The sequence below is a fragment of the Sporosarcina sp. So3-204 genome (assembly GCF_058068165.1).
This window is the reverse complement of sequence record NZ_CM176485.1, coordinates 711,502-731,305: the sequence shown is the minus strand read 5'-3', so window position 1 is coordinate 731,305 and position 19,804 is coordinate 711,502. Positions and strand designations below refer to the sequence as shown.

Here is a 19,804-nt window from a genome sequence, read left to right as displayed (position 1 = left end):
CAAACGATTAGCAAGCTAACTAATGATATCAGGGGTTTTCTTATGACAATCGAACAATCACAGACCAATTTAAAGTTATCCATATTAGATCTTGCGACGATTTATAACGGAGAGACGGCTACTGAAACGTTACTAAATTCTACGAAACTCGTCCAGTTGGCAGATGAACTTGGCTACACAAGGTACTGGTTTGCAGAACATCATAATACGAAATACCAAATGAGTGGTTCTCCGGATTTGTTAAGCGCACATGCGGCTAATGTCACTAAACACATTCGTGTTAGTTCTGTCGGCATTATGTTGCCCAATCACAGCCTACTAAAAGTTGTTTATAACTTATCTCCACTAGAAGCTTTCCCCCCAACAGAATCGATTTAGGTATCGGGCGCGCACATAGAATCGATGGCTAAACTGCATTAGCTTTACGTAAGCGTTCAATAAAGAACACCTAGTTTCTTAGAAAACAAAATGCCCTTCCGACTTTTTTGTTGGAAGGGCATTTTGTTATTTTCTCTTTTGGATATAACAGTCCTTGGGAAGTTCTTTCGACCAAGGCATCAGATAATCGATTTGCAGCTTCTCACTCATATCAAGTTGCGGAAGTTCTTCGAAAAGAAATTGAAGATAGAAAAATGGATTTAAGTTGTTCTCTTTGGCCGTCTCTACGAGACTATAAGCGATCGCGCTGGATTTCGCTCCTGTCGTCGAAACAGCGAACAGCCAATTCTTTCTTCCAATGACAAATGGTTTAATCGATCGTTCGGCACGATTGTTGTCGATTTCGATGCGTCCATCTTTCATAAAGGTCGTCAGTTTTCGCCATTGATTCAACGAATACGTGATCGCACCGCCGGTTGCTGATTTGGGCGCAATGATTTCTTTCTGTTCCGTTAGCCAGACCAAATAAGCATCCAGCACAGGCTGACTGTCTTGTTGTCTAATTTTCAGGCGCTCTTCTGGATTTTTATCCTTGATCTTACGCTCAATCGCAAATAATTGATTACAGAAAGCAAGCCCCTTCTTCGCAATCGTCGAACGGTGGATAGTCAACACTAATTCAAACAAAACTATTAAGGGATATTGCTTTATAAGCAACTGGACTTAAGTAGCCTAATGTACCGTGTGAACGGATATTGTTGTACCAATTGACGTAATCAAAAAGTTCAAGCGACAGTTGATCAAGCGTTTGATAGTGCGCGCCGTTAATCAATTCTGTTTTTAAAATCTTAAATGTAGCTTCTGCCACCGCATTATCATAAGGGTTTCCCTTTTGGCTAAGAGATCTCGTAATTTTATAATCACTTAATAGCTCATCGATGCCAACGTTTTTAAATTCTGAACCACGGTCTGTATGAAACAAGTTCACAGTTCCTAGTGGGTATTTAACTGAATCGAACGCACGTTGAACTAGGGCTGCGTTTTTTTGTGCGCCGACGCTCCACCCGACAATTTCACGATTATATAAATCAATTAAAAAACAAACATAATTCCAACGACGTCCAACTTTTACATACGTTAAGTCGCTAACTAACACGGACATTTCTTTATCCACTTCAAATTCTCGGTTTAACACATTTCGAATAGATTCTTCATTAGGGCTTGTCGCCATTGGCTTATACGATGGTTTAGCATACTTCGATTCGAGGCCTAGCGCGCTCATTAAACGGCCAATTCGACGTCTGGAGACCGGAAATAATGCTTCCTCTTTATCTAATTCAATCTTTATTTTTCGAGTTCCGTAGACTTTGCGATTGTCATTAAAAACATTTGTGATTTTTTCTTTTAATACGCATTCTTCTGCTAATTTTTCTTGTTCTTTTTGAGCAGCTATTTCAGTTTCATAATAGAAAGTACTACGTGCAATTTGAAGGACTTTACACATTGCTGATACCGAATATTTGTGGCGATTCTTTTGAATAACCTCTATTTTCGTCCCATGATCAGCGCGGCTTGCTTTAAAATATCAACTTCCATTTCAAGTTGCTTGTTTCGCTTGCGGAGTTCAATTACTTCTTGTTCTTCTAGAGATCTGTTGTCTTTCTCTTTGAAAGAACCAGACGCTCTAAATTGTTTAATCCATCTATCCAATGCAGACGGCGTTAATTCGTATTCTTCAGTAATTGCTTGTCGGCTTTTCCCATTTTCGTAGAGTGCAACGACTTGTTTTTTAAAATCTGTTGAAAACGTTCTTCTTTTTGTGGACATAGTAGATCTCCTCACTTCTTTTGTATGATTCTACATGCCCTTAATTTAATTGTCCAACTAAGTGTAACCTATTCACGGGTCGAATCTGACGGCGCACCTTTAGTTGCCTTGAGGGCTTCATCAAATTTTCGGCGTGCGTGCGCCCAACACCCTGAAAGTTCGACATTTTCCAGGGATTCATAACCCGCATACCCGTCGACATGGAGATATCCCGTGAACCCTTCCAAGAACTTTTGTGGATTTTCTTTCGCGCGATTCGGACGGTAATCGAAGAGAACCATCGGTTTTTTTGAACTACCACTCGTGCGATAGAGCCACATGTAGGACTTAGATTGTGCCGACTTATCCGGCTCATCCAGTACTTGTACGCTGGTTTCATCAGCGTGAAGTAGGTTTTCCTGCATCAATTGCCGATGAAGGTAATCATAGACTGGAGTCAACCAACGTGTCGTGGCGGAGATCACCCAATTTGAGAGCGTCTGTCGATTCAACGGAATCCCCATTCGTTCTAGCTGTTTTTCTTGACGATAAAGGGGCAGACCATCCGCAAACTTTTGGGTCATGACAAAGGCAATCGCTGAAGGAGAAGCCAATCCCTTCGGGATGACGGGTTTCGGCATCTTTGCCTTCACGATTGGCGTAGTGATTGAATGGTTCTCGCAATGACGGCAACTGTAAATGTGCTGTATATGTTCGACGACCTTCACTTGTGCCGGTACAATCTTCAACTCTTGTCGGGTTTGAAGACTCATTTCATGGAGTTCGTGATCGCATGCCAAACAGACCTTCTCTTCGTCCAAGAGGTCATAATGAACGGTTTCAACCGGAAAATCCTTAAATTTTTCTGCACGGTCGCCGATTTTTTTGCGTGTATAGCTAATGGTCTCCATTGTAGGTTCTGCCAACAAGACAGAAGCAGAAACTTCAGCCTCGTTAAATAGTGGAAGCGCCAACTGATTGTCATCGGTCTTCTCACTTGATGAACCGAACCGTTTCTGCTGGGCCAGTTTAAACTGTTCTTCGTACCACTGTAGCTTCAATTCCATGGTCTTCACCTTGTTCTCCAGCTGCGCGTTCTTTTTCTCAAGCTCTTCAATTGTGGGTGAGGTGTTTCCGTCCAGTGTTTTCATAAGTCTTAGAATAGCATAAATCTGTGCGCTCCAAAAGTACCTAAATAATTTTTTTCGCTGCCACGGAAGGATGCGCTTGGCGTTGGTTCAGTGGAAGACCATCAAGTAGCCAGTTCAACTGTCGGGATGTGATAGGAAGTGGCTGGCTAGACCCAAGGTCTGGCCAATCGAACAACCCTTTTTCGAGCCGGCGGTAGTAGAGCCAAAAGCCATTGTGATCCCAAAATAAGATCTTGAGTTTGTCCTTCTTCCGATTACAGAACACAAAGAGCGCGTGGGAGAAAGGGTCAAGTTCAAAAAGCTCTTGAACGATGACAGCCAACCCATCGATTGATTTACGAAGATCAGTCGGCCCAGCAGCTAAATAGACCTGTTCTACTGTCCGCCCGTTCATCATAGTTCTTCAAGTGTCCGAAGGACCCTGAGTAACAATTCGTCTTGGAAGCCACTCAATACTTGGATTTCTACATTCTTAACTTTTAATGTAATAGAAGTACTTGAATGTTCCTCGACCACGCAGGGAATCCAAGCAGTTTCTTGTGATTCGGTGGATACTGGCGATTGCTTCCGTAACCAGTATTTCATTGTGTGGATTTTGACTTCTTTCATCTCACACCACCGAATCAGGGATTCTCCACTTTGTCGATAGTCATTTATTTGATTCATCCAATACAATTCTTTCTCTTTTCTTTTCAAAAAAAACCCTCCCAGAATTTTAAATCTGGAAAGAGTATCTCATGGAAAACCTTCTATTAGAATGTGTTGACTATTGGACGCTTACAGCTTTACGACATTAGCGCGAGGCTGTTACAGGGGATGATTTCCCAGAATAGCTGAATGAATTACTTGCCTTCTTTACAAGAAGTTTCCCTGATGACCATCCTTACAACAAAATTATGCCGACACCAGAAAAATCTTTAATTCCAGACATCTATATGCTCGGTTCAAGCCATGGCGGGATGCAATCAGCTGTGCAAAATAGGTCTTGGCTTTGTGTTCACCGCACATATTCCCCCCTCAGTTAGCCGTACCCATGTTGCGGGCATATCGTAAAAACTTCAAGCTGTCGACATTTATGCCAGAACCTAAAAGTATTTTAGCCATCATTGTCATCTCTGCCGAAACCGCTGAAGAAGCGAGTTCCCATGTTTATTCAGCAGCAGAAACAACAGCCGCTCGACATGAAGGCAAAGGAAGTATCGTCATTGGAAGTACTAAAAAAAGTATCAGCAAAACTACGTAACCTTGCAAATGATGTGCTCATTGATGAAGTTATGATTTTAAATATGATCACAGAAACAACAACACGTCATAAATCCTATACATTGTTAGCAGAGGGATTTATTCTTAATTATTAAGCAACATGAAAATCCCGTCGAATGTTTTTATAAATAGTCGACGGGATATTTTATAATACTATTTTCAGCTCTTTTTAAATCGCACACATTAGTTAACGCATCTCATAAAACCATTCTGAGTTATATATTTCCTTCTCTTTGTCCAAATAAATTATTTAAAAAATAGAAAATGAAATAGTATAAGCATATTAAAGAAAAGGGAAGGTGTAAAAGTGTTTAGAACTATCAAAACCAAAATTTTCATGACCGTCATGGTATTATTCCTCATCGGAATTTTAGAGATGACATTCATTAGCAGTACGCATGTAAAAAATAAAACAGAGGAAATCCTCATTGATTCTAGCTGAGCACTCGTAAATAGAATGGGCTTCTTATAGAGAACTTTTTCGGTTTCTACGAGGACTCTACTTCCAACAAAACATGCGATCATTTTGCCATCTGCAAATTTAGTGAATGATTTTGATCCAACGAAACATGAGTGGTACACGGATGCGGCTAAAACACCAGATGCTATTAAAATGACAAGTCCATATATTGGTCAGGCAACAGGTGAATTTGTCGTTACTGCTTCAAAAGCAGTTGAATAGAACGGTAAACTAGTCGGTGTCATCGGGCTTGATTTTCAGCTAACAGCATTGATAGACACGATATCAGCAAGTGATATTGGCTACGGAGGATACCCGGTTATATTAAACAATGAAAGGATAAAAAATTTCCCACCCAGCTTTACAAGGGCAAAACATATTGGATCTACCCTTTATTGCAGAAATGTACAGTGTGCGTAATGAAGGCGGCGCAATCCACTATAATCACGTGGGTAAAGCCTAATCGAACATCTGCACTACGATTCCAAACTTAGGATGGAAAGTTTGCACCCTCTATGAACAAATAAGTATCCATGCCATGGCGAACGGATTACGAAACTCAATGCTAATCATCGCACTTGTGACATTGCTACTCATATTCGAGCAATCCGCACACTCGAAGAAAAAGTCGGTGCAATCGGTGGCGTTATGGATGCCATCACGGAAATTTCTGCACAAACAAATCTGCTCGCATTAAACGCAAGTATTGAAGCGGCACGTGCAAGCGGGCACAGAAAAGAGTTCGCTGTCGTTGCCGAAGAAGTACGTAAACTTGCTGAACAATTCGCACGTTCAACAGGCGAAGTTCAAATAAACATTCGCGAACTTCAAGAAGAATCACGCCAAGTAATTACCCAAAGGGTAAACACGCGTGTAATCTTCGCCCGTCAAGGTGGTGTCGTAAACGATATGTAGATGACATTTATTGAGATTTCAACATTGAAGACAGACATGCAGGACTCCATCTACTCCGTTTCCGCAGAAATTACCACCGGCGCGACATTAAAAGACGACGTATCTGTGATGATCCAAACGATGACAGCCACATCACAAGAAACAGCGGCTGCTTGTGATGAAGTAAGTGCCTCAACCGACGAACAACTTCTCGCCATCCTATCCGTAACGGATGCAGCCGAAACGTTAACCAAGTTGAGTGAAGCGCTAACTAATGCAGTGTATCGATTTACAGTTTACATTAGCTCTAAGTATGTTTAATTAAGGTGCAAGGTGTAGACACCATTTACGCTTACTCACCAAGGCTACCTTGTTTTAAGCTAATTGATACTTCTTACCTTCACATCTCAGGATTTTCACCCTATAGATTACGCCCATGCTGAGCACACAATAAAATTTACCCAGCATCAAAAGAGAGGTCACTGAAAAAACTTTGCAAGAAGTACTAAAATTAAAAAGGCGACATTTCGTTCTATTTTGTACGAAATGTTGCCTTTCTAATTAATATTTCTTAATCTTCTTCCTTCATCAAGGTTAGTATACGTTTAAGGTTGACGTAAAATATCGCCATTGCACCCTGCATCTGCATCCAAAATAGACAAGAGGAATTGGCTATATCATACCCGTGTCTATGCTTTAATTCACTATTCTTCGCTTCAATTTTATAGCGACATTTCGCTTTCTCCTTAAATTCCTCGCTATTTTGAAAGGCTTCTTGATCCTTATGTTCCGTCGATTTAATGGTCACGGAATAGGTTTTACTTTTGGCTCCTTCCTTATAGCACCCTTCTTGAAACGGACAGACCATACATTTTCCGGTGTAAAATAATATTTTATTTTAGGATTCTTTCCTCTCTCCCGTTGCTCTCGTTTCCCGTCATGCGCTTGGCGAACCGCCATATGCCAAGCTTTACAAACATACATCCCCCACATCTTTATTGAACTCAATTTCCATACCTATGTCCTGACTTTTTTCAATCAATTCCTGCAAATACTTCCCATCGCTTTTCTCACCTGTTGTTACAATTGCCGCTGTAATAATTCGTACATCATTCATCGAAATATGTGTTTTATAACCAAAGAAAGAACACCTATCCTTTACTTGTTTCTCGTTAACTCAAGTATAAAAGTAAGCGTCAAATACACCCCACCTTCTAACCATTTTCGTAATATGTGATAATCACCTTACGATCAAAAGTTAGGAGGTTTTTACATGACAAGAGACGCACGCCGAGAAATGTGGCAAGCACGAATTAATGTATTTAAAGCAAGTGGTGAATCTAGCGTCAAGACCTGGTGTGCTGAAAACAACATCAGTTACCAAAGTATGTATGCATGGCTCAAAAAGGATTGGCCCCAAACGGATACTGCAGATTCAGCTCCTCAATGGATCTCTTTCGATAAAGTCATTCAGGAAAGTAATTCCACTACATCACTATTACTTACAATCGGCGCTATTTCCATTCAAATTGAAGAGGGTTTCAATCCTATACTTTTGGGTGAAGTTCTTCAGGTGCTTCAAACAAATGTTAAGTAAAACGCAAATCAACCATGTTTATTTGGCCTGTGGCCATACTGATTTACGCAAATCGATTGATGGTTTAGCAGTCATTGTACAGGAAAGCTTTCAGCTTGATCCGTTTTCCCCTAGTTTATTTGTTTTTTGTAATAGGAACCGCGATAAACTGAAAATTCTTCATTGGGATCATAACGGTTTTTGGCTTTACTACAGAAGGTTGGAAAACGGTCTGTTCCAGTGGCCAAATGGTTCAACCACACAACCACTATCTATTAGCCATCGACAATTAAATTGGCTACTGGATGGCTTGCCTTATGAACAAAAACAAGCCCACAAAAAAGTTTCTGCAAAAGTCATCATTTAAAAAAGGAATTCGGCGAGTCTTGTCGAATTTCTTTTACTATGGAAAAAACAACATCGGTCACCTCATCTACAATTGAAGAACTTACAGCGAAAAATGCGGAGCTAGAAAAGCAAAATGAAGCGCTACAGGCTAAACTCAACTGGTTAGAAGAACAATTTCGCCTCAGCCAACAACGGAAATTTGGCGCTTCTAGTGAAAAAAGCAATCCGGATCAACTCGCACTCTCTCTTTTCAACGAAGCTGAAGTCACAGCGAATGAAAAGGTGGAGGAACCAACGCTTGAATCGATTACCTATCGTCGTAAAAAACGTACTGGCCAAATCGAAGCAATGCTTGAAAATCTGCCAACTGAAACGATTCACTATCGTTTACCAGATGAGGAACAGGCTTGTTTGTGTTGCGGTGAACAAATACATGAAATGAGTACAGAAGTACGTCGCGAGTTGAAAGTCATTCCAGCTCAAGTGAAGGTCGTTAAACATGTACGCCATGTCTACAGTTGCCGGAATTGTGAACGGGAAGGCACCGAAACACCGATTGTCACAGCGAAGATGCCAGCACCTATGTATCCGGGAAGTTTAGCATCGCCATCGGCGATGGCTTATATTATGAATCAAAAATACGTCGAAGGTATGCCTCTTTATCGACAAGAAAAACAATTGGAACGTTTAGGTGTTCCTTTATCGCGTCAGACTTTAGCGAACTGGATGATGTACGGGGCAACTCATTGGCTAATCCATCTTTATGAACATATCCGCACCTATTTATTAATGCAGGATGTTCTTCATGCGGATGAAACGACACTTCAAGTCCTGTCCGAACCTGGACGTCCAGCGACATCCAAGTCCTATATGTGGTTGTATCGGACGGGGCATGATGCATCGGCCGCTGTGTTGTATGATTACCAACAAACAAGGGCAGCCAAACATCCTAAAGCTTTCCTTTTAGGCTTTGAGGGATTTCTGCATGTCGATGGATACCAAGGGTATAATGATTTACCGAAGGTGAAATTGGTAGGGTGTTGGGCACATTCGCGTCGAAAATTCGATGAGGCCCTAACGGCCTTGCCAGCAGAAGCAAAAAACAAGGAAACACCTTGCGCGGCAGAAGAAGGGCTTCGTTTCTGCAACCAATTATTCGCGATTGAACGCGCACTAAAGGATCACACCCCTGAAGAACGCTATAAAGAACGACTTGAACGCAGTCAGCCTGTACTGGATGCTTTTTCAACCTGGCTACAAACGCAAAGCTCACGTGTTGCACCGAAAAGTGCGTTGGGACAAGCCATCAAGTATTGCAGAAACCAATGGATACGCCTTACAATGTTTTTACAGGATGGGCGTTTGGAAATAGATAATAACCGAGCTGAACGTGCTATCAAACCTTTCGTGATTGGGCGCAAGAACTGGTTATTCTCTCAATCTATGAAAGGTGCAAAAGCAAGCGCAATCGCCTATAGCATTGTGGAAACTGCTAAAGAAAATCAGTTGAATCCACTGATTTATTTAACCTACGTATTTGAACAGCTTCCTTTAATAGATTTGAAGGAGCCAAAGGCACTAGATCAACTGCTTCCATGGTCGGAGACCCTACCAGCAGATTGCCACGTTCCCAATAAAACTAAATAAAGCATATAATATGCGCCCCCTGAAAGACAGGTGGGCGCTATTTGACGCTTACGTATAAAAGAACAGGTGATTTCGTGCATTTTTTTTATTCACGAATTGTGCAGATACCCCAACAAATATTATAGAACCGAATTTAATACCCTTATTATACAACAAAAATCACGCCATTTCTCAATCAAATCAAGAAATGGCGTGCTTCATATAAATAGGGTGAACTTATGAAAATCAGATGTAAAGCGAAGGCGCCTACCAGTGGTAGCCTAGCTTATGGCGGAGGCATCCGCAAACGCCGAAGCGTGTTGAGTGAGATTCAACAGTTCAAGTTACCTTGGTAGGACTTTTTCAGTGGCCTCTCAAAAGACACTAAGGCGATTCATCAACATTTTCTAAAATATTATAATTTCTCCGCAATTACTCTTGCCAAAAATGGATCTTCTTCTTTATATATGGACAATCCAGTCCCTTTGTAAAATTCACTTATTGAGAAACCTCTAGCTTTCATTTCTTCCAGAAAATCATCTGTATAAATAAATCTGCGGTAATGATCATCGTATGTCTTTGATTTATCCTCGTCTTCCGATGTTCTAAATTCTGCTGCGAAGTAAGAGCCACTTGGCGTATTTTTTGCAAGTGCATCAAGTAACACTCTTTCTGTTTCTTCATCAATTGCATGTAACAAAAATCGCAAATAGAGGACAACTTTCTTTCCCTCTGTTTCAGCTTGCTTAACAACTCTATTTAAGAGGCTCTTCAAACCGCTTGGATCGCCTAAATCTATTTGCTCAAAAAATAACTTACCTTTTGTTACTCGTTCCCCAGCTAACTTCATATTAGCTGAAATTGCTTCATTAGAACGATCAATTCCAAATACATCCACTCCTGCTGCCGCAAAAGAGAATGAATCTCTTCCAGATCCACAACCGATATCTATTACAATATAATCATTTTGAAATCTCTCACGTACTTTTGTACAAAAAGTTGATTCACTTAAATTTCGATTGTTTGCATAAAAGTTCTCCCAATGGTCACTATTTATTGCAGCTATATTTTCCTGCTTAACTTTCATCTAATTACCCCTATTCACTAACCTGTTTAAGACGACCATCTCAGCATATCTTTAATTTCATTAAATACAAATTCATCATAGATTATTTTCTTTTCAAGATTTTCTTCAGTAACATCCAAGCCCGATTGCTTATCAATTATATACGAATGATAGTCTTCTAAGCATATCGATAAGTCATCAAGAACTAAGTGCTTCGTTTCAAGATAGTAACTTACACTTTCTTCATGGATCCCAACTTTATAAGTCTGCTGGGGGTGAATAATTTGTGTAAATGTAAAGTCTCTTTCTACACCCCCACCTAAAACTTTTGGAAGTCGTCCATCGATATTATTCGTTAGTTCCAGTTCACAACTATTTAAAATACTAGGTAATATATCTACTGTTTCAATCAATTCTTCGCTTTGTCTAACTGGAACATTTCTCCCCCTCATCATAAACGGAACCTTCAAGCGATTATCACTTAATAAATTAAATTCATCTGCCAAAAATGATTGTCCATGATCTGAGTGAAGTGTGATAACAAATTCATCTTCGGTGTAATTTTTCAAGATATAGTCGTATAGGACACTTAATATTCCGTCAACTCTTTTGATTTCTTCACGATACTTCGCAACTTTACTTTCATCATACTTCGTTTGAACTGAAGTAGTTCCTATTTCATTTTTATATAATCTATCCTTGATATCAGTGTTTACCTGACTGTATAAATGATTCTCAATCTCGTCCGGCACATTATGTAAGTCCATCAATGATATAGTCATAAAATTGTTTGTCTTGTCAAAAGACATTAAGTGTTCAATTGTCTCCATAACAACATCTTTGCCATCCATCCCACCTAAAAGGTTCTGATAAATCATTCGATCAAAGCCCCTATGAGTACCTAAAGACGGTGTTGTTCGCCAGTTCGAAGAAATATTTGTGCAGTAGTAGCCTTTATCCTGAAAATACTCAGCCAGTAACTTTTGCGTATCGAAATATGTGAATAAATGATTCGGCTGCAACATTTTATGTTTAGTTGCATACAACCCTGTATTTATGCTCGATTTACTCGGCAATGTCCACTCACTCGTTGTGTAACAATTACTTGCCATAAACCCTTTCCCAAAGAATTCATATGTATTCGGCATGACTTTTTCCAATTTATTCTCTTCTAGGAAGTTATAGGACAACCCATCAATGAAAATTTTCATGAAAAGCTTTACAGGTTTCTTCGCTGGTTCTAGTTCAATAATATCCCCAATAAACACCTCGGAATCCGATGAAATTTCAATGTCTCCCGGTTCAGAGATTCTAATATAGTGAAATTGATTAATTTTTAACATATCTTTTGTAAATATATACTTTTCACCATTGACTTTCACTTCAATAGTTGACGAATGATCAATTTTAGATATCCGGATAACAACAGGACCTTCTGTACTAAATTTCTTCTTACTTCGACCTGTTTTACCTTTTATTAATTCACTTTTAAAAAATATTCTAGTATTCAAATCTACATCTGTTATATCTAGCACTTTATACATGTTGATCATATATTCATCGGATAAACCTACGCATTGTGGCTTACGAATAAGACTAATTCCTCTCTCATCCATTGGATAAACTCTTGCATCATGTTGATTCAGTTTTTTCTTCAATTCATCAATCTGATTTTGTTTTATTGAAGATGTTTTAGATTTTTTGCTATTACTATTATCTAAAACTATAATATTTTTGATTTCTCCCAACGCTTCTTGCTTATCCTCTTCTGACAAACTGAACTTTACCGCATTAAAGAAACTTTCAAGTGCTAATTCAGATTCCTTAATGGCATTATACATGAATCCTAAATTATAATAAATATTAAAACTAAAAGGATGCTCTTTAGCGCCCTTCTTTAATTCTTTAATAGCACCATCAACATCCTCATTTTGAAATTTTAAAATAGCTTTATAACAATATTTTGCACTGTTATTAATAGTAAAAGAGTACTCTTCTAGTTTCTGCTCTGCCTTATTTAAGTCATTTGTCGCGATACTTTCTTCAATCTCTTTCGCGAGTGATGTATAATGCTCTATTTTAAAATCTAATGAATACACAGGGTCAACTCCATTTATTAATTTATATAAAAAATATTATCAATTCTAGTTATATCGGCATAGGACCTCCTTCAAAGCACCAACAACATCCCCGACATCATCATCAGTCATCCCTGGAAAAATTGGCAAGGTTAATGCCTGCTCATACCACTTTTCCGCAATCGGACAAAGTCCCAGCTCATAGCCTAAATCCCTATAATAAGGATGCCAATAAACAGGAGTATAGTGAACATGGACACCAATATTGAGTTCTCTCATTTCACCAAAAATCACTTTGCGCGATTTCGTTATTACTTCGCTGTCCAATTGGATCATATATAAATGCCACCCTGAATCAGTACCATCCAACTGCTTCGGCAAAATTACACCGGGTACATCTGCTAAAATCTCATTATACAGTACAGCGATTTCACGCCGTCTTTTTATAAACCCATCAATTTTACGCATTTGAGACAAACCTAATGCAGCCTGGATATCATTCATTCTATAATTAAATCCAAGTTCAGTCATCTCATAATACCAATCGCCTTGCACAACAGCATAAGGTGTCTTACTAATGCCGTGGCTACGGAATAATTTTAGCTTCTCATAAAACATATCAGAATTCGTCGTAATGATACCGCCTTCACCCGTTGTAATCGGCTTAACTGGATGGAAGCTGAACATTGTCATATCCGCCTGTGATCCGACTTTACGGCCTTTGTAATCTGCACCTAATGAATGGGCACCATCTTCAATAACGACTAAATTATGCCTTCTAGCAATGTCCATAATCGCATCAATATCAACAGACTGTCCTGTAAAATCAACAGGCAAAATCGCCTTCGTTTTAGACGTAACTTTCTTCTCAATTTCCAGTGGATCAATATTATATGTACGCTCATCTATATCCGCAAACACCGGCATTCCACCACAATATAAAACCGCATTAGACGTCGCAACGAATGTAATTGGCGTTGTAATCACTTCGTCCCCATCACCAATTCCTGCCGCATAACAAGCCCCGTGTAAGGCGGCTGTACCATTTGAAAAAGAGACTGCATACTTCGCACCTACGTAATCAGCAACAACTTGCTCAAATCCCCCAACTTTCGGTCCTTGTGTTAAAAAAGACGACCGTAATGTTTTCACTACAGCCGCTATGTCATCTTCGTCTATATATTGTTTTCCGTATGATAAAAACATAGTTCTTTTTTTCATTAAGTTCATTCCTTATAATAAAGTATCAAAGCTTAAAGGTGTTCCCTTTTCAACATCTACTTTAACAGCCTTCCCAAGTACAAGTTCTAAATACTTAGGTGCCAAGCCAAGTCCTGGCCGAATCACACGAACATTTTCTTTTGTTAGCACATCGCCCGCTTTTAGGTTTTCCCCAATATAAAGTGACCTGCGATGGTCTAAAGATGATTTCTCATCATCTGTTGGGCCATACTGAATACTTCCACGACTCAACCACGCTCTTTCCGTTTCCTCTACTAACTGTTTCAACTCATTAGGCTCCAATGAAAAGGCAGCATCAACCCCACCATCTCCGCGAGAAGTCGTGAAATGCTTTTCAATAATCACAGCACCAAGTGTTACGGCAGCAACAGATGTTCCAATTCCCATGGTATGATCAGATAATCCAACCTCCACACCGAAAAGCTCCTTCATATGTGGAATTGTAGCAACATTAGAGTTTTCCGGTGTTGCAGGATAAGTACTAGTACACTTTAATAAAATCAATTGATTATTGCCTTGGGAATGGACAGCTTGTACCGCTTCATCAATTTCAGCAACAGATGCCATACCCGTCGAGATAATAACTGGTTTTCCTGTAGAAGCAACTTTTTTTATCAAGGGTATATCTACAATTTCAAAAGAGGCAATTTTATATGCAGGAACGTTTAGTGTTTCCAAAAAATCGACAGCAGTTTCGTCAAATGGCGAACTGAAAGACACCATTCCATGCTCTGTACATCTATTAAAAATCGCTTCGTGCCATTCCCAAGGAGTATAGGCCTTTTTATATAAATTATAAAGAGACTGCTTATTCCACAAATTTGATTCAATATCAATAATAAATTCACCTGTATGAATATCAAGGGTCATAGTATCTGGAGTATATGTTTGTAGTTTAACAGCATCTGCACCTGCACGGGCAGCTAAATCCACAATATGTAAGGCTCTATCTAGTGATTGATTATGATTGCCCGACATCTCGGCAATAATAAACGGTTTTTTATCTTTTCCAATCTCTTTATGTGCAATTCTTATCATTTAATCATCTCCAATATCTCATCTATCCAAGGATTAGGCTTATTATCACTTGCAGTTATTTTTAGCCCCATCTCACTTATTTCTTTTAGGTATTCTTTTCGTTCAGATAACTCGTTTATTAATAAAACATAGTTATCAACTTGAACTTCTTCATGCCACCCCAAATTCCAAACGGCCCCATATGCTGCTGCCATTTCGGTTCCAATCAACTGATTGGCTGCAACAATCGTGCTAGAAGATGGTAATCCAACATAACAACGTTCCCACGTAGTGCTTCCACCTGCACCAATCGAAAAATCTGCTTCCATCATAAGCTTTGCGATATAGTCAATTTGACAATGGTAATGATATTTTCCCACTTTACAAATTGACTCAATCTGTAATTTATAAGAGTTACCACTCCCAACCACTACATCTATATGTTCAAAAACACGCTGACTTACTTTTAAGGCGTGCAAAACCTTCAATGTTTCATTCGTAGGATCAGTGCCACCCATAAATATAAGTAAACGGCTTACTCCAAAACTCCGCAATCTCTTTTGCATACGCGCTTGAATAAATTCTTCACGCATTATTAAATACTTCGGTCCTAGCAACTTCACACAATAGTTTGGCACCAAATCTTCATACCGAGTGTCAAAGTTCGGTAAAATATTTTGATCCAATAAAATATCACATTTGTGGAAACGATTGGCTAAGTCATCAATAACCATTAGTTTTCTCGCAAAGTTCCGGATTCCCACTTCCCACGAAATGTCGATTTCGTAATGATCAACAATATACAATTCCGCATTCTGAGGTTCTTTAATATTTACAAATCCCTGCCCTTCAATATAATTAATTAAATTCCCGGGTAACTCCTTCATATAAAATAGCACACTAAATCCCTTTTCCCGTAATACTTTCGCAATCGTTAAACATCGCATCACATGTCCACTACCAATTTCAAACGAGGCATCGGTTCTAATAATTACAGTCAAATAAACCACCTCCATTTTATCAAAAGTGTACTTTAAAGCTTCCTACATCTCATTATTCCATTCACATTGAGTATGTTTTCTGGTTTTATTCTCCTGTGCCGAACAATAACCATAATTATAAGTGTTCAAGAAAATACCCTTCATCTATAAAATCACAATTTCCCTTGTAAACGATTTTAAGAAACTTTGTCCATCCCATACTCCATCAAAGTTAAGCGCCTGACCTACTGGTACAATTCGATCCAGACCTCTTGACGATACTTCTTCAGCAAGCTTTTCAAGATCCAGTCGTTCAAAACCAAAGTAAGCAAGAGTTTGATCTTTATCTACAACTACTCTTGCAAGATCATTCAATTCTGCTATATCATACTCGAAAAATAACCCTCCACCACAATGCCGCTCACGTATTTCTTCTGAAATATCTGTCAGTTGCACCCGAGAAAAATACTTTTCATTAATCACATGACTCGTAGGTCCATCCGCCGCAAGCCATAAACTTGTTGTATATTTTAATACTTGTATTGCGGAGTATAACTCATACTGCTTATTTTGTACTTTCAATTGAAACGCTTTCCAAAAACGCTTCTTGGCTTCTTCAGCAAAACTCCCAACCCATATAATTAGCCTAGGAGAAGAACAGGCCATTTGATCAAACCAAAATACATCATTATAAAACTTCTCAACTAGTTGATCTAATGCTTCATCGCTAGTTCCCAATATTGTTTCCGAAGAAAATACTACTAAAGAAAAGCGATTCGAAAAAGCAAGCTCATTTGCCATCGGAGCAATCGGTATTTGACGAATTGTTCCTACTGTCTCATCTCCACCCCAAATTACGCGCGTATGACATACCGAACTTAGCAATTCGGTTTCCCTTCCCTTATGACCATATGTACATATTATCGTCCGGTTTGCTATTTTTTGAAATGCAGTCTCACCAAGTACAGTCAAAATCACATCTAGGAGTTCATTTGACCGTTCCTTGCTTGAAATACGAATAACATTGCGATTTCCGGCAAGTAAAGATAACAACCAAGAATATACAAAAATCGTATCTACATTCGACGGTGCTATATGAAATATAGTTCCCCGCGCCTTAATTGTTTTGCTATCTGTCTCGGCTTCCCAATTTTGCTTCATCTTCTGTATACTCGACTTACGCAACCAGTAACCTAATGCTACTACCTCTGGTATTTGACGCATACGAACAAGTCGCTTGGATAACTCTTTCGTAAAAGCTAACACTTCTTCATCAAATGGCATAAATAACTTTTGACTTGACATATCTGCAAGCGCCTCTTTAATATCAATTTCTTTCGGCCAATACAACTTCATGCTTCTGTACCTCCTTCAAACGTGTCACTACATCCTCGCAACTCCGCTTTTGGAATACGACCTGCGATACTAAAGTACTTCCCTTTCCAACCGCATTCGCAATCATCCTCCCCTAAAACCTTTCCTAGATCCTCTGTCAATAGAGAATGTCCTGGATAACTTTTCGGGAGTTCGCTCAACACTTGTATTAATCCCTGTTGTCCGTTTGGAATAGGCTCGAACGTTATAGGATCACGTATAATTACATCAGCAAAACTAGGTGCATGAAAATGCATTTTACTACATTCTAAAAAAATTGAACCAACCTGTTCAACCATACCGTAATAATTATGTACCTCGTGAATACCAAGTTGTTTTTTAAGTAAGGTATTAAAAGTCAGTGAATCAACAGATTCGTCTTTTAATTTCTTCCATCCACCTCCATGAATTAAAATGCTATCACCAATATCTATTTGTAAATCTTGGGCTAATATTTCTTTGTAAACATACTGCCAAATCATGAAAGTAAAGCCAAATAATAAAATACGCTCCTCTTTATGTTCTTTTAAATATGCCTGCAAACCTTCAACGTCTAAGCTCATATCATCATTAAGCGCATAAAAATGCTTGCGACCAAAATTTGAAAAACCTAAAATACCAGCCCCGCGTGCACTAAAGGATTTCCGATCTTTCAAAACAGATTTCGTGTCTAAAATAATCATTGGCAATCTTTTTCCTGAAAGTAAGGGCTTCATAACCTCGACTAAAGCCTTTGTTTGTGCAGCTGAAGTTCCTTTATCTAAAAAGATTTTTGAAACTTGCTGTCCAGTTGTCCCACTTGAAGTTAGTACCTTAAACACTTCCTCCTTAGGCACAGAAACTAAGTCCATTACTTTAAATAATTGTACAGGCAAATATGGCACACCTTCTAACTTAGTTGCTTCTATTACGCTTCCACTCTTCTCAATCATCGCACGATACTGTTGATTATTCCCCACATGCCATTTCGTCAATAAATTTAACTTTACTAAAAGAGCTGGCGCTTTTTTATCTTTTGCTAAATGATAAGGAATTGTCATGAATATACCCCTTTTAATTTTACATAATCTGTTTTTCCATTGGCAAGTCGGGGAATAGAATTTAATACAACGACCTTATATGATGATTTATGAATTTTATATAATTGTGAAGCGACAGTTTTAACTTTATCGATAAATAGTTCATTTTCTATTACTATAATCAATTTTTCATCATTACCAGTACAAGCTATAGAAATATGAAGTTCAGATTCCAACTTCTGTTCTACCTCATCTAAATTAATCCTCAATCCAAATAATTTTATAAAGCGTTTCATTCTTCCAGTAATTGTAAAGTACCCATCTTCGTCGACGGTAGCTGTATCACCAGTATATAAAACGCCCTGCATTTCATCACCTTTGGATAAGTCCATTTCACACTCTGCATACCCCATCATAACGTTTTCACCTTTGTAAATAAGTTCCTCGGTTTTAGTGTCTATTATCAGTTTTCCACCTGGAATCGGAATACCAATTGAACTTTTTTTATCTAATAAACTCTCAGAAGGAACATATGAAATTCGAGGCGATGCCTCTGTTTGACCATACATTACAAAAAAACGCTTATCTTGACTCCGTGCATACTCTGCAAATGATTTCACTAACCTTTCGCTTAAACGTCCCCCCGCCTGTGTTAGTGTTTTTAAATGTGGCAAATCCATTTTCAAAAAACCATTACGTTCTAGCATTTGATATGTAAATGGAACACCCGCTAATGAGGTCACCTGATATTTCTTTACATTTGTCCAATACGACTTCGACATTACGCTATCCTCTGTCAATAATATCGAAGCCCCTACTAACAGATGGCTATTTATAATAGATAAACCATAAGAATATGACATCGGTAAGTTCATTACTGCAATCTCAGTTTTGCTAATCCCTAAATATTCGACAATCGACTCCGCGTTGGCTTGAATATTTCTATAAGACAATCTGACAAACTTCTGACTACCTGTAGTACCAGAAGTATTTAACAATACAGCTAATTCTGGATGGATTTCTATATTCATAGATTCTTTTCTTGTCCAGACTAATTCATTCTTTTCATATCCGGAAAACTTTATATCGCTTAAAATCCATTTAGGTTTATACTCATTAATAATACTTTGCAAAAACTCTAGGTTTGTACCAGTACCCATTAACATAACAGCATGCCCAGCTTTTAATGCTGCAATATATGTTGTGATTACTTCTAGTGTATTTTCGCATAAAATTAAAAGTAATTCTTTTTGATTACTGGTAAGAATATTGAGGGTATTTTCGATATGATTACTTACATCCTCATTCATATATTCCTTCTGTGGTGTAATTAAATTACACTCCATACATGCATTACTTTCCCAAAACTTCATAACTTCACTCCTTATAAAAAAACAAGAGTTATAGCTTTATACTATACTCTTGCAATTTTAGTTATTCTTATTTCAATAGGACGAAGCATTTGTATCACAGTAATTTTTTCACTACCAACTGATAATTAATATCTATTCGAATTCTTTTACCCA

General features: G+C 38.5%; 20 protein-coding genes and 2 pseudogenes. 8 read left to right on the top strand and 14 right to left on the bottom strand.

The features are described from left to right. The first annotated feature begins 42 nt into the window (after positions 1–42). Positions 43–378 carry an LLM class flavin-dependent oxidoreductase gene (locus tag AC3RV6_RS03485; RefSeq protein WP_489748074.1) on the top strand — a complete coding sequence of 112 codons (336 nt, stop codon included), beginning with the start codon at positions 43–45 and terminating at the stop codon, positions 376–378. 126 nt (positions 379–504) lie between these two features. Here AC3RV6_RS03485 and AC3RV6_RS03480 read toward each other — a convergent pair. The 5 genes and pseudogenes from AC3RV6_RS03480 to tnpA (AC3RV6_RS03460) all read right to left on the bottom strand — a co-directional run. Then, positions 505–1,032, bottom strand: a pseudogene (locus AC3RV6_RS03480) (IS66 family transposase); the annotation flags it as partial. Between the two features lie 25 nt (positions 1,033–1,057). Further along, a protein-coding gene (locus AC3RV6_RS03475; RefSeq protein WP_489748073.1) for an IS3 family transposase occupies positions 1,058–2,205 on the bottom strand; the annotation gives its coding sequence in 2 pieces (ribosomal slippage) (positions 1,058–1,959 and positions 1,959–2,205; 1,149 coding nt in all). 68 nt (positions 2,206–2,273) lie between these two features. Further along, entirely contained in the window at positions 2,274–3,335 is a 1,062-nt protein-coding gene (gene tnpC / locus AC3RV6_RS03470; protein WP_489748072.1) for an IS66 family transposase, read from the bottom strand. Between the two features lie 40 nt (positions 3,336–3,375). Then, positions 3,376–3,729 (bottom strand): IS66 family insertion sequence element accessory protein TnpB, encoded by a 354-nt coding sequence (gene tnpB, locus AC3RV6_RS03465; RefSeq protein ID WP_489748071.1) that lies wholly within the window; start codon positions 3,727–3,729, stop codon positions 3,376–3,378. Continuing rightward, complete coding sequence (gene tnpA, locus AC3RV6_RS03460) at positions 3,729–4,031, bottom strand: IS66 family insertion sequence element accessory protein TnpA (RefSeq protein WP_489748070.1); 303 nt, start codon at positions 4,029–4,031, stop codon at positions 3,729–3,731. Before tnpA (AC3RV6_RS03460) ends, tnpB (AC3RV6_RS03465) begins: the two co-directional genes overlap by 1 nt. Positions 4,032–4,540: 509 nt before the next feature. On the opposite strand from tnpA (AC3RV6_RS03460), the gene AC3RV6_RS03455 reads away from it, so the two are divergent. The 4 genes from AC3RV6_RS03455 (at position 4,541) to AC3RV6_RS03440 (ending at position 6,273) form a co-directional block, all read left to right on the top strand. After that, on the top strand, positions 4,541–4,693 hold the full coding sequence (locus AC3RV6_RS03455; RefSeq protein ID WP_489748069.1) for a hypothetical protein: 153 nt from the start codon (positions 4,541–4,543) through the stop codon (positions 4,691–4,693). Positions 4,694–5,124: 431 nt separating this feature from the next. Next, a complete protein-coding gene (locus AC3RV6_RS03450) occupies positions 5,125–5,280 on the top strand; it encodes a PDC sensor domain-containing protein (RefSeq protein WP_489748068.1) in 156 nt (51 codons plus the stop codon). Positions 5,281–5,607: 327 nt separating this feature from the next. After that, positions 5,608–5,973: a methyl-accepting chemotaxis protein gene (locus AC3RV6_RS03445; RefSeq protein WP_489749175.1), complete on the top strand. Its 366-nt coding sequence runs from the start codon at positions 5,608–5,610 to the stop codon at positions 5,971–5,973. A gap of 105 nt (positions 5,974–6,078) precedes the next feature. After that, positions 6,079–6,273 carry a hypothetical protein gene (locus tag AC3RV6_RS03440; RefSeq protein WP_489748067.1) on the top strand — a complete coding sequence of 65 codons (195 nt, stop codon included), beginning with the start codon at positions 6,079–6,081 and terminating at the stop codon, positions 6,271–6,273. Positions 6,274–6,523: 250 nt separating this feature from the next. On the opposite strand, the pseudogene AC3RV6_RS03435 reads toward AC3RV6_RS03440, so the two are convergent. Next, positions 6,524–7,099 (bottom strand): annotated as a pseudogene (locus AC3RV6_RS03435) (transposase); the annotation flags it as partial. Positions 7,100–7,225: 126 nt separating this feature from the next. Here AC3RV6_RS03435 and tnpA (AC3RV6_RS03430) point away from each other — a divergent pair. The 3 genes from tnpA (AC3RV6_RS03430) to tnpC (AC3RV6_RS03420) are packed head-to-tail and all read left to right on the top strand — an operon-like array spanning position 7,226 to position 9,523. Then, entirely contained in the window at positions 7,226–7,549 is a 324-nt protein-coding gene (gene tnpA / locus AC3RV6_RS03430; RefSeq protein WP_489746065.1) for an IS66 family insertion sequence element accessory protein TnpA, read from the top strand. Further along, on the top strand, positions 7,539–7,895 hold the full coding sequence (tnpB, locus tag AC3RV6_RS03425) for an IS66 family insertion sequence element accessory protein TnpB (protein WP_489746066.1): 357 nt from the start codon (positions 7,539–7,541) through the stop codon (positions 7,893–7,895). Before tnpA (AC3RV6_RS03430) ends, tnpB (AC3RV6_RS03425) begins: the two co-directional genes overlap by 11 nt. 38 nt (positions 7,896–7,933) lie before the next feature. Next, positions 7,934–9,523 (top strand): IS66 family transposase, encoded by a 1,590-nt coding sequence (tnpC, locus tag AC3RV6_RS03420; protein WP_489746067.1) that lies wholly within the window; start codon positions 7,934–7,936, stop codon positions 9,521–9,523. A gap of 394 nt (positions 9,524–9,917) precedes the next feature. Here tnpC (AC3RV6_RS03420) and AC3RV6_RS03415 read toward each other — a convergent pair whose 3' ends face one another. The 8 genes from AC3RV6_RS03415 to AC3RV6_RS03380 form a co-directional block, all read right to left on the bottom strand. Beyond that, positions 9,918–10,589 carry a methyltransferase domain-containing protein gene (locus AC3RV6_RS03415; protein ID WP_489748066.1) on the bottom strand — a complete coding sequence of 224 codons (672 nt, stop codon included), beginning with the start codon at positions 10,587–10,589 and terminating at the stop codon, positions 9,918–9,920. Between the two features lie 26 nt (positions 10,590–10,615). Further along, on the bottom strand, positions 10,616–12,667 hold the full coding sequence (locus AC3RV6_RS03410; RefSeq protein WP_489748065.1) for a sulfatase-like hydrolase/transferase: 2,052 nt from the start codon (positions 12,665–12,667) through the stop codon (positions 10,616–10,618). 45 nt (positions 12,668–12,712) lie between these two features. Continuing rightward, positions 12,713–13,867, bottom strand: a complete 1,155-nt coding sequence (gene pseC, locus AC3RV6_RS03405) for a UDP-4-amino-4,6-dideoxy-N-acetyl-beta-L-altrosamine transaminase (RefSeq protein ID WP_489748064.1) — start codon at positions 13,865–13,867, stop codon at positions 12,713–12,715. A 12-nt stretch (positions 13,868–13,879) separates the two neighbouring features. Then, positions 13,880–14,926: a pseudaminic acid synthase gene (gene pseI, locus AC3RV6_RS03400; protein ID WP_489748063.1), complete on the bottom strand. Its 1,047-nt coding sequence runs from the start codon at positions 14,924–14,926 to the stop codon at positions 13,880–13,882. Further along, positions 14,923–15,915, bottom strand: coding sequence for a UDP-2,4-diacetamido-2,4,6-trideoxy-beta-L-altropyranose hydrolase (gene pseG, locus AC3RV6_RS03395; RefSeq protein ID WP_489748062.1), 993 nt, complete (start codon positions 15,913–15,915; stop codon positions 14,923–14,925). Before pseG ends, pseI begins: the two co-directional genes overlap by 4 nt. A gap of 135 nt (positions 15,916–16,050) precedes the next feature. After that, positions 16,051–17,241, bottom strand: coding sequence for an acyl-CoA reductase (locus AC3RV6_RS03390; RefSeq protein ID WP_489748061.1), 1,191 nt, complete (start codon positions 17,239–17,241; stop codon positions 16,051–16,053). Then, complete coding sequence (locus AC3RV6_RS03385; protein WP_489748060.1) at positions 17,238–18,299, bottom strand: LuxE/PaaK family acyltransferase; 1,062 nt, start codon at positions 18,297–18,299, stop codon at positions 17,238–17,240. The genes AC3RV6_RS03390 and AC3RV6_RS03385 overlap by 4 nt, the downstream gene beginning before the upstream one ends. Continuing rightward, positions 18,296–19,651 carry an AMP-binding protein gene (locus AC3RV6_RS03380; RefSeq protein WP_489748059.1) on the bottom strand — a complete coding sequence of 452 codons (1,356 nt, stop codon included), beginning with the start codon at positions 19,649–19,651 and terminating at the stop codon, positions 18,296–18,298. Before AC3RV6_RS03380 ends, AC3RV6_RS03385 begins: the two co-directional genes overlap by 4 nt. Between the last annotated feature and the right edge of the window lie 153 nt (positions 19,652–19,804).

Bases quoted from the DNA above. Each gene is read 5' to 3' on its own strand.
- AC3RV6_RS03485 (WP_489748074.1), top strand. From the start codon at position 43: ATGACAATCGAACAATCACAGACCAATTTAAAGTTATCCATATTAGAT.
- tnpC (WP_489748072.1), bottom strand. From the start codon at position 3,335: ATGAAAACACTGGACGGAAACACCTCACCCACAATTGAAGAGCTTGAG.
- tnpB (WP_489748071.1), bottom strand. From the start codon at position 3,729: ATGAACGGGCGGACAGTAGAACAGGTCTATTTAGCTGCTGGGCCGACT.
- tnpA (WP_489746065.1), top strand. From the start codon at position 7,226: ATGACAAGAGACGCACGCCGAGAAATGTGGCAAGCACGAATTAATGTA.
- tnpB (WP_489746066.1), top strand. From the start codon at position 7,539: ATGTTAAGTAAAACGCAAATCAACCATGTTTATTTGGCCTGTGGCCAT.
- tnpC (WP_489746067.1), top strand. From the start codon at position 7,934: ATGGAAAAAACAACATCGGTCACCTCATCTACAATTGAAGAACTTACA.
- AC3RV6_RS03415 (WP_489748066.1), bottom strand. From the start codon at position 10,589: ATGAAAGTTAAGCAGGAAAATATAGCTGCAATAAATAGTGACCATTGG.
- pseC (WP_489748064.1), bottom strand. From the start codon at position 13,867: ATGAAAAAAAGAACTATGTTTTTATCATACGGAAAACAATATATAGAC.
- pseI (WP_489748063.1), bottom strand. From the start codon at position 14,926: ATGATAAGAATTGCACATAAAGAGATTGGAAAAGATAAAAAACCGTTT.
- AC3RV6_RS03390 (WP_489748061.1), bottom strand. From the start codon at position 17,241: ATGAAGTTGTATTGGCCGAAAGAAATTGATATTAAAGAGGCGCTTGCA.
- AC3RV6_RS03385 (WP_489748060.1), bottom strand. From the start codon at position 18,299: ATGACAATTCCTTATCATTTAGCAAAAGATAAAAAAGCGCCAGCTCTT.
- AC3RV6_RS03380 (WP_489748059.1), bottom strand. From the start codon at position 19,651: ATGAAGTTTTGGGAAAGTAATGCATGTATGGAGTGTAATTTAATTACA.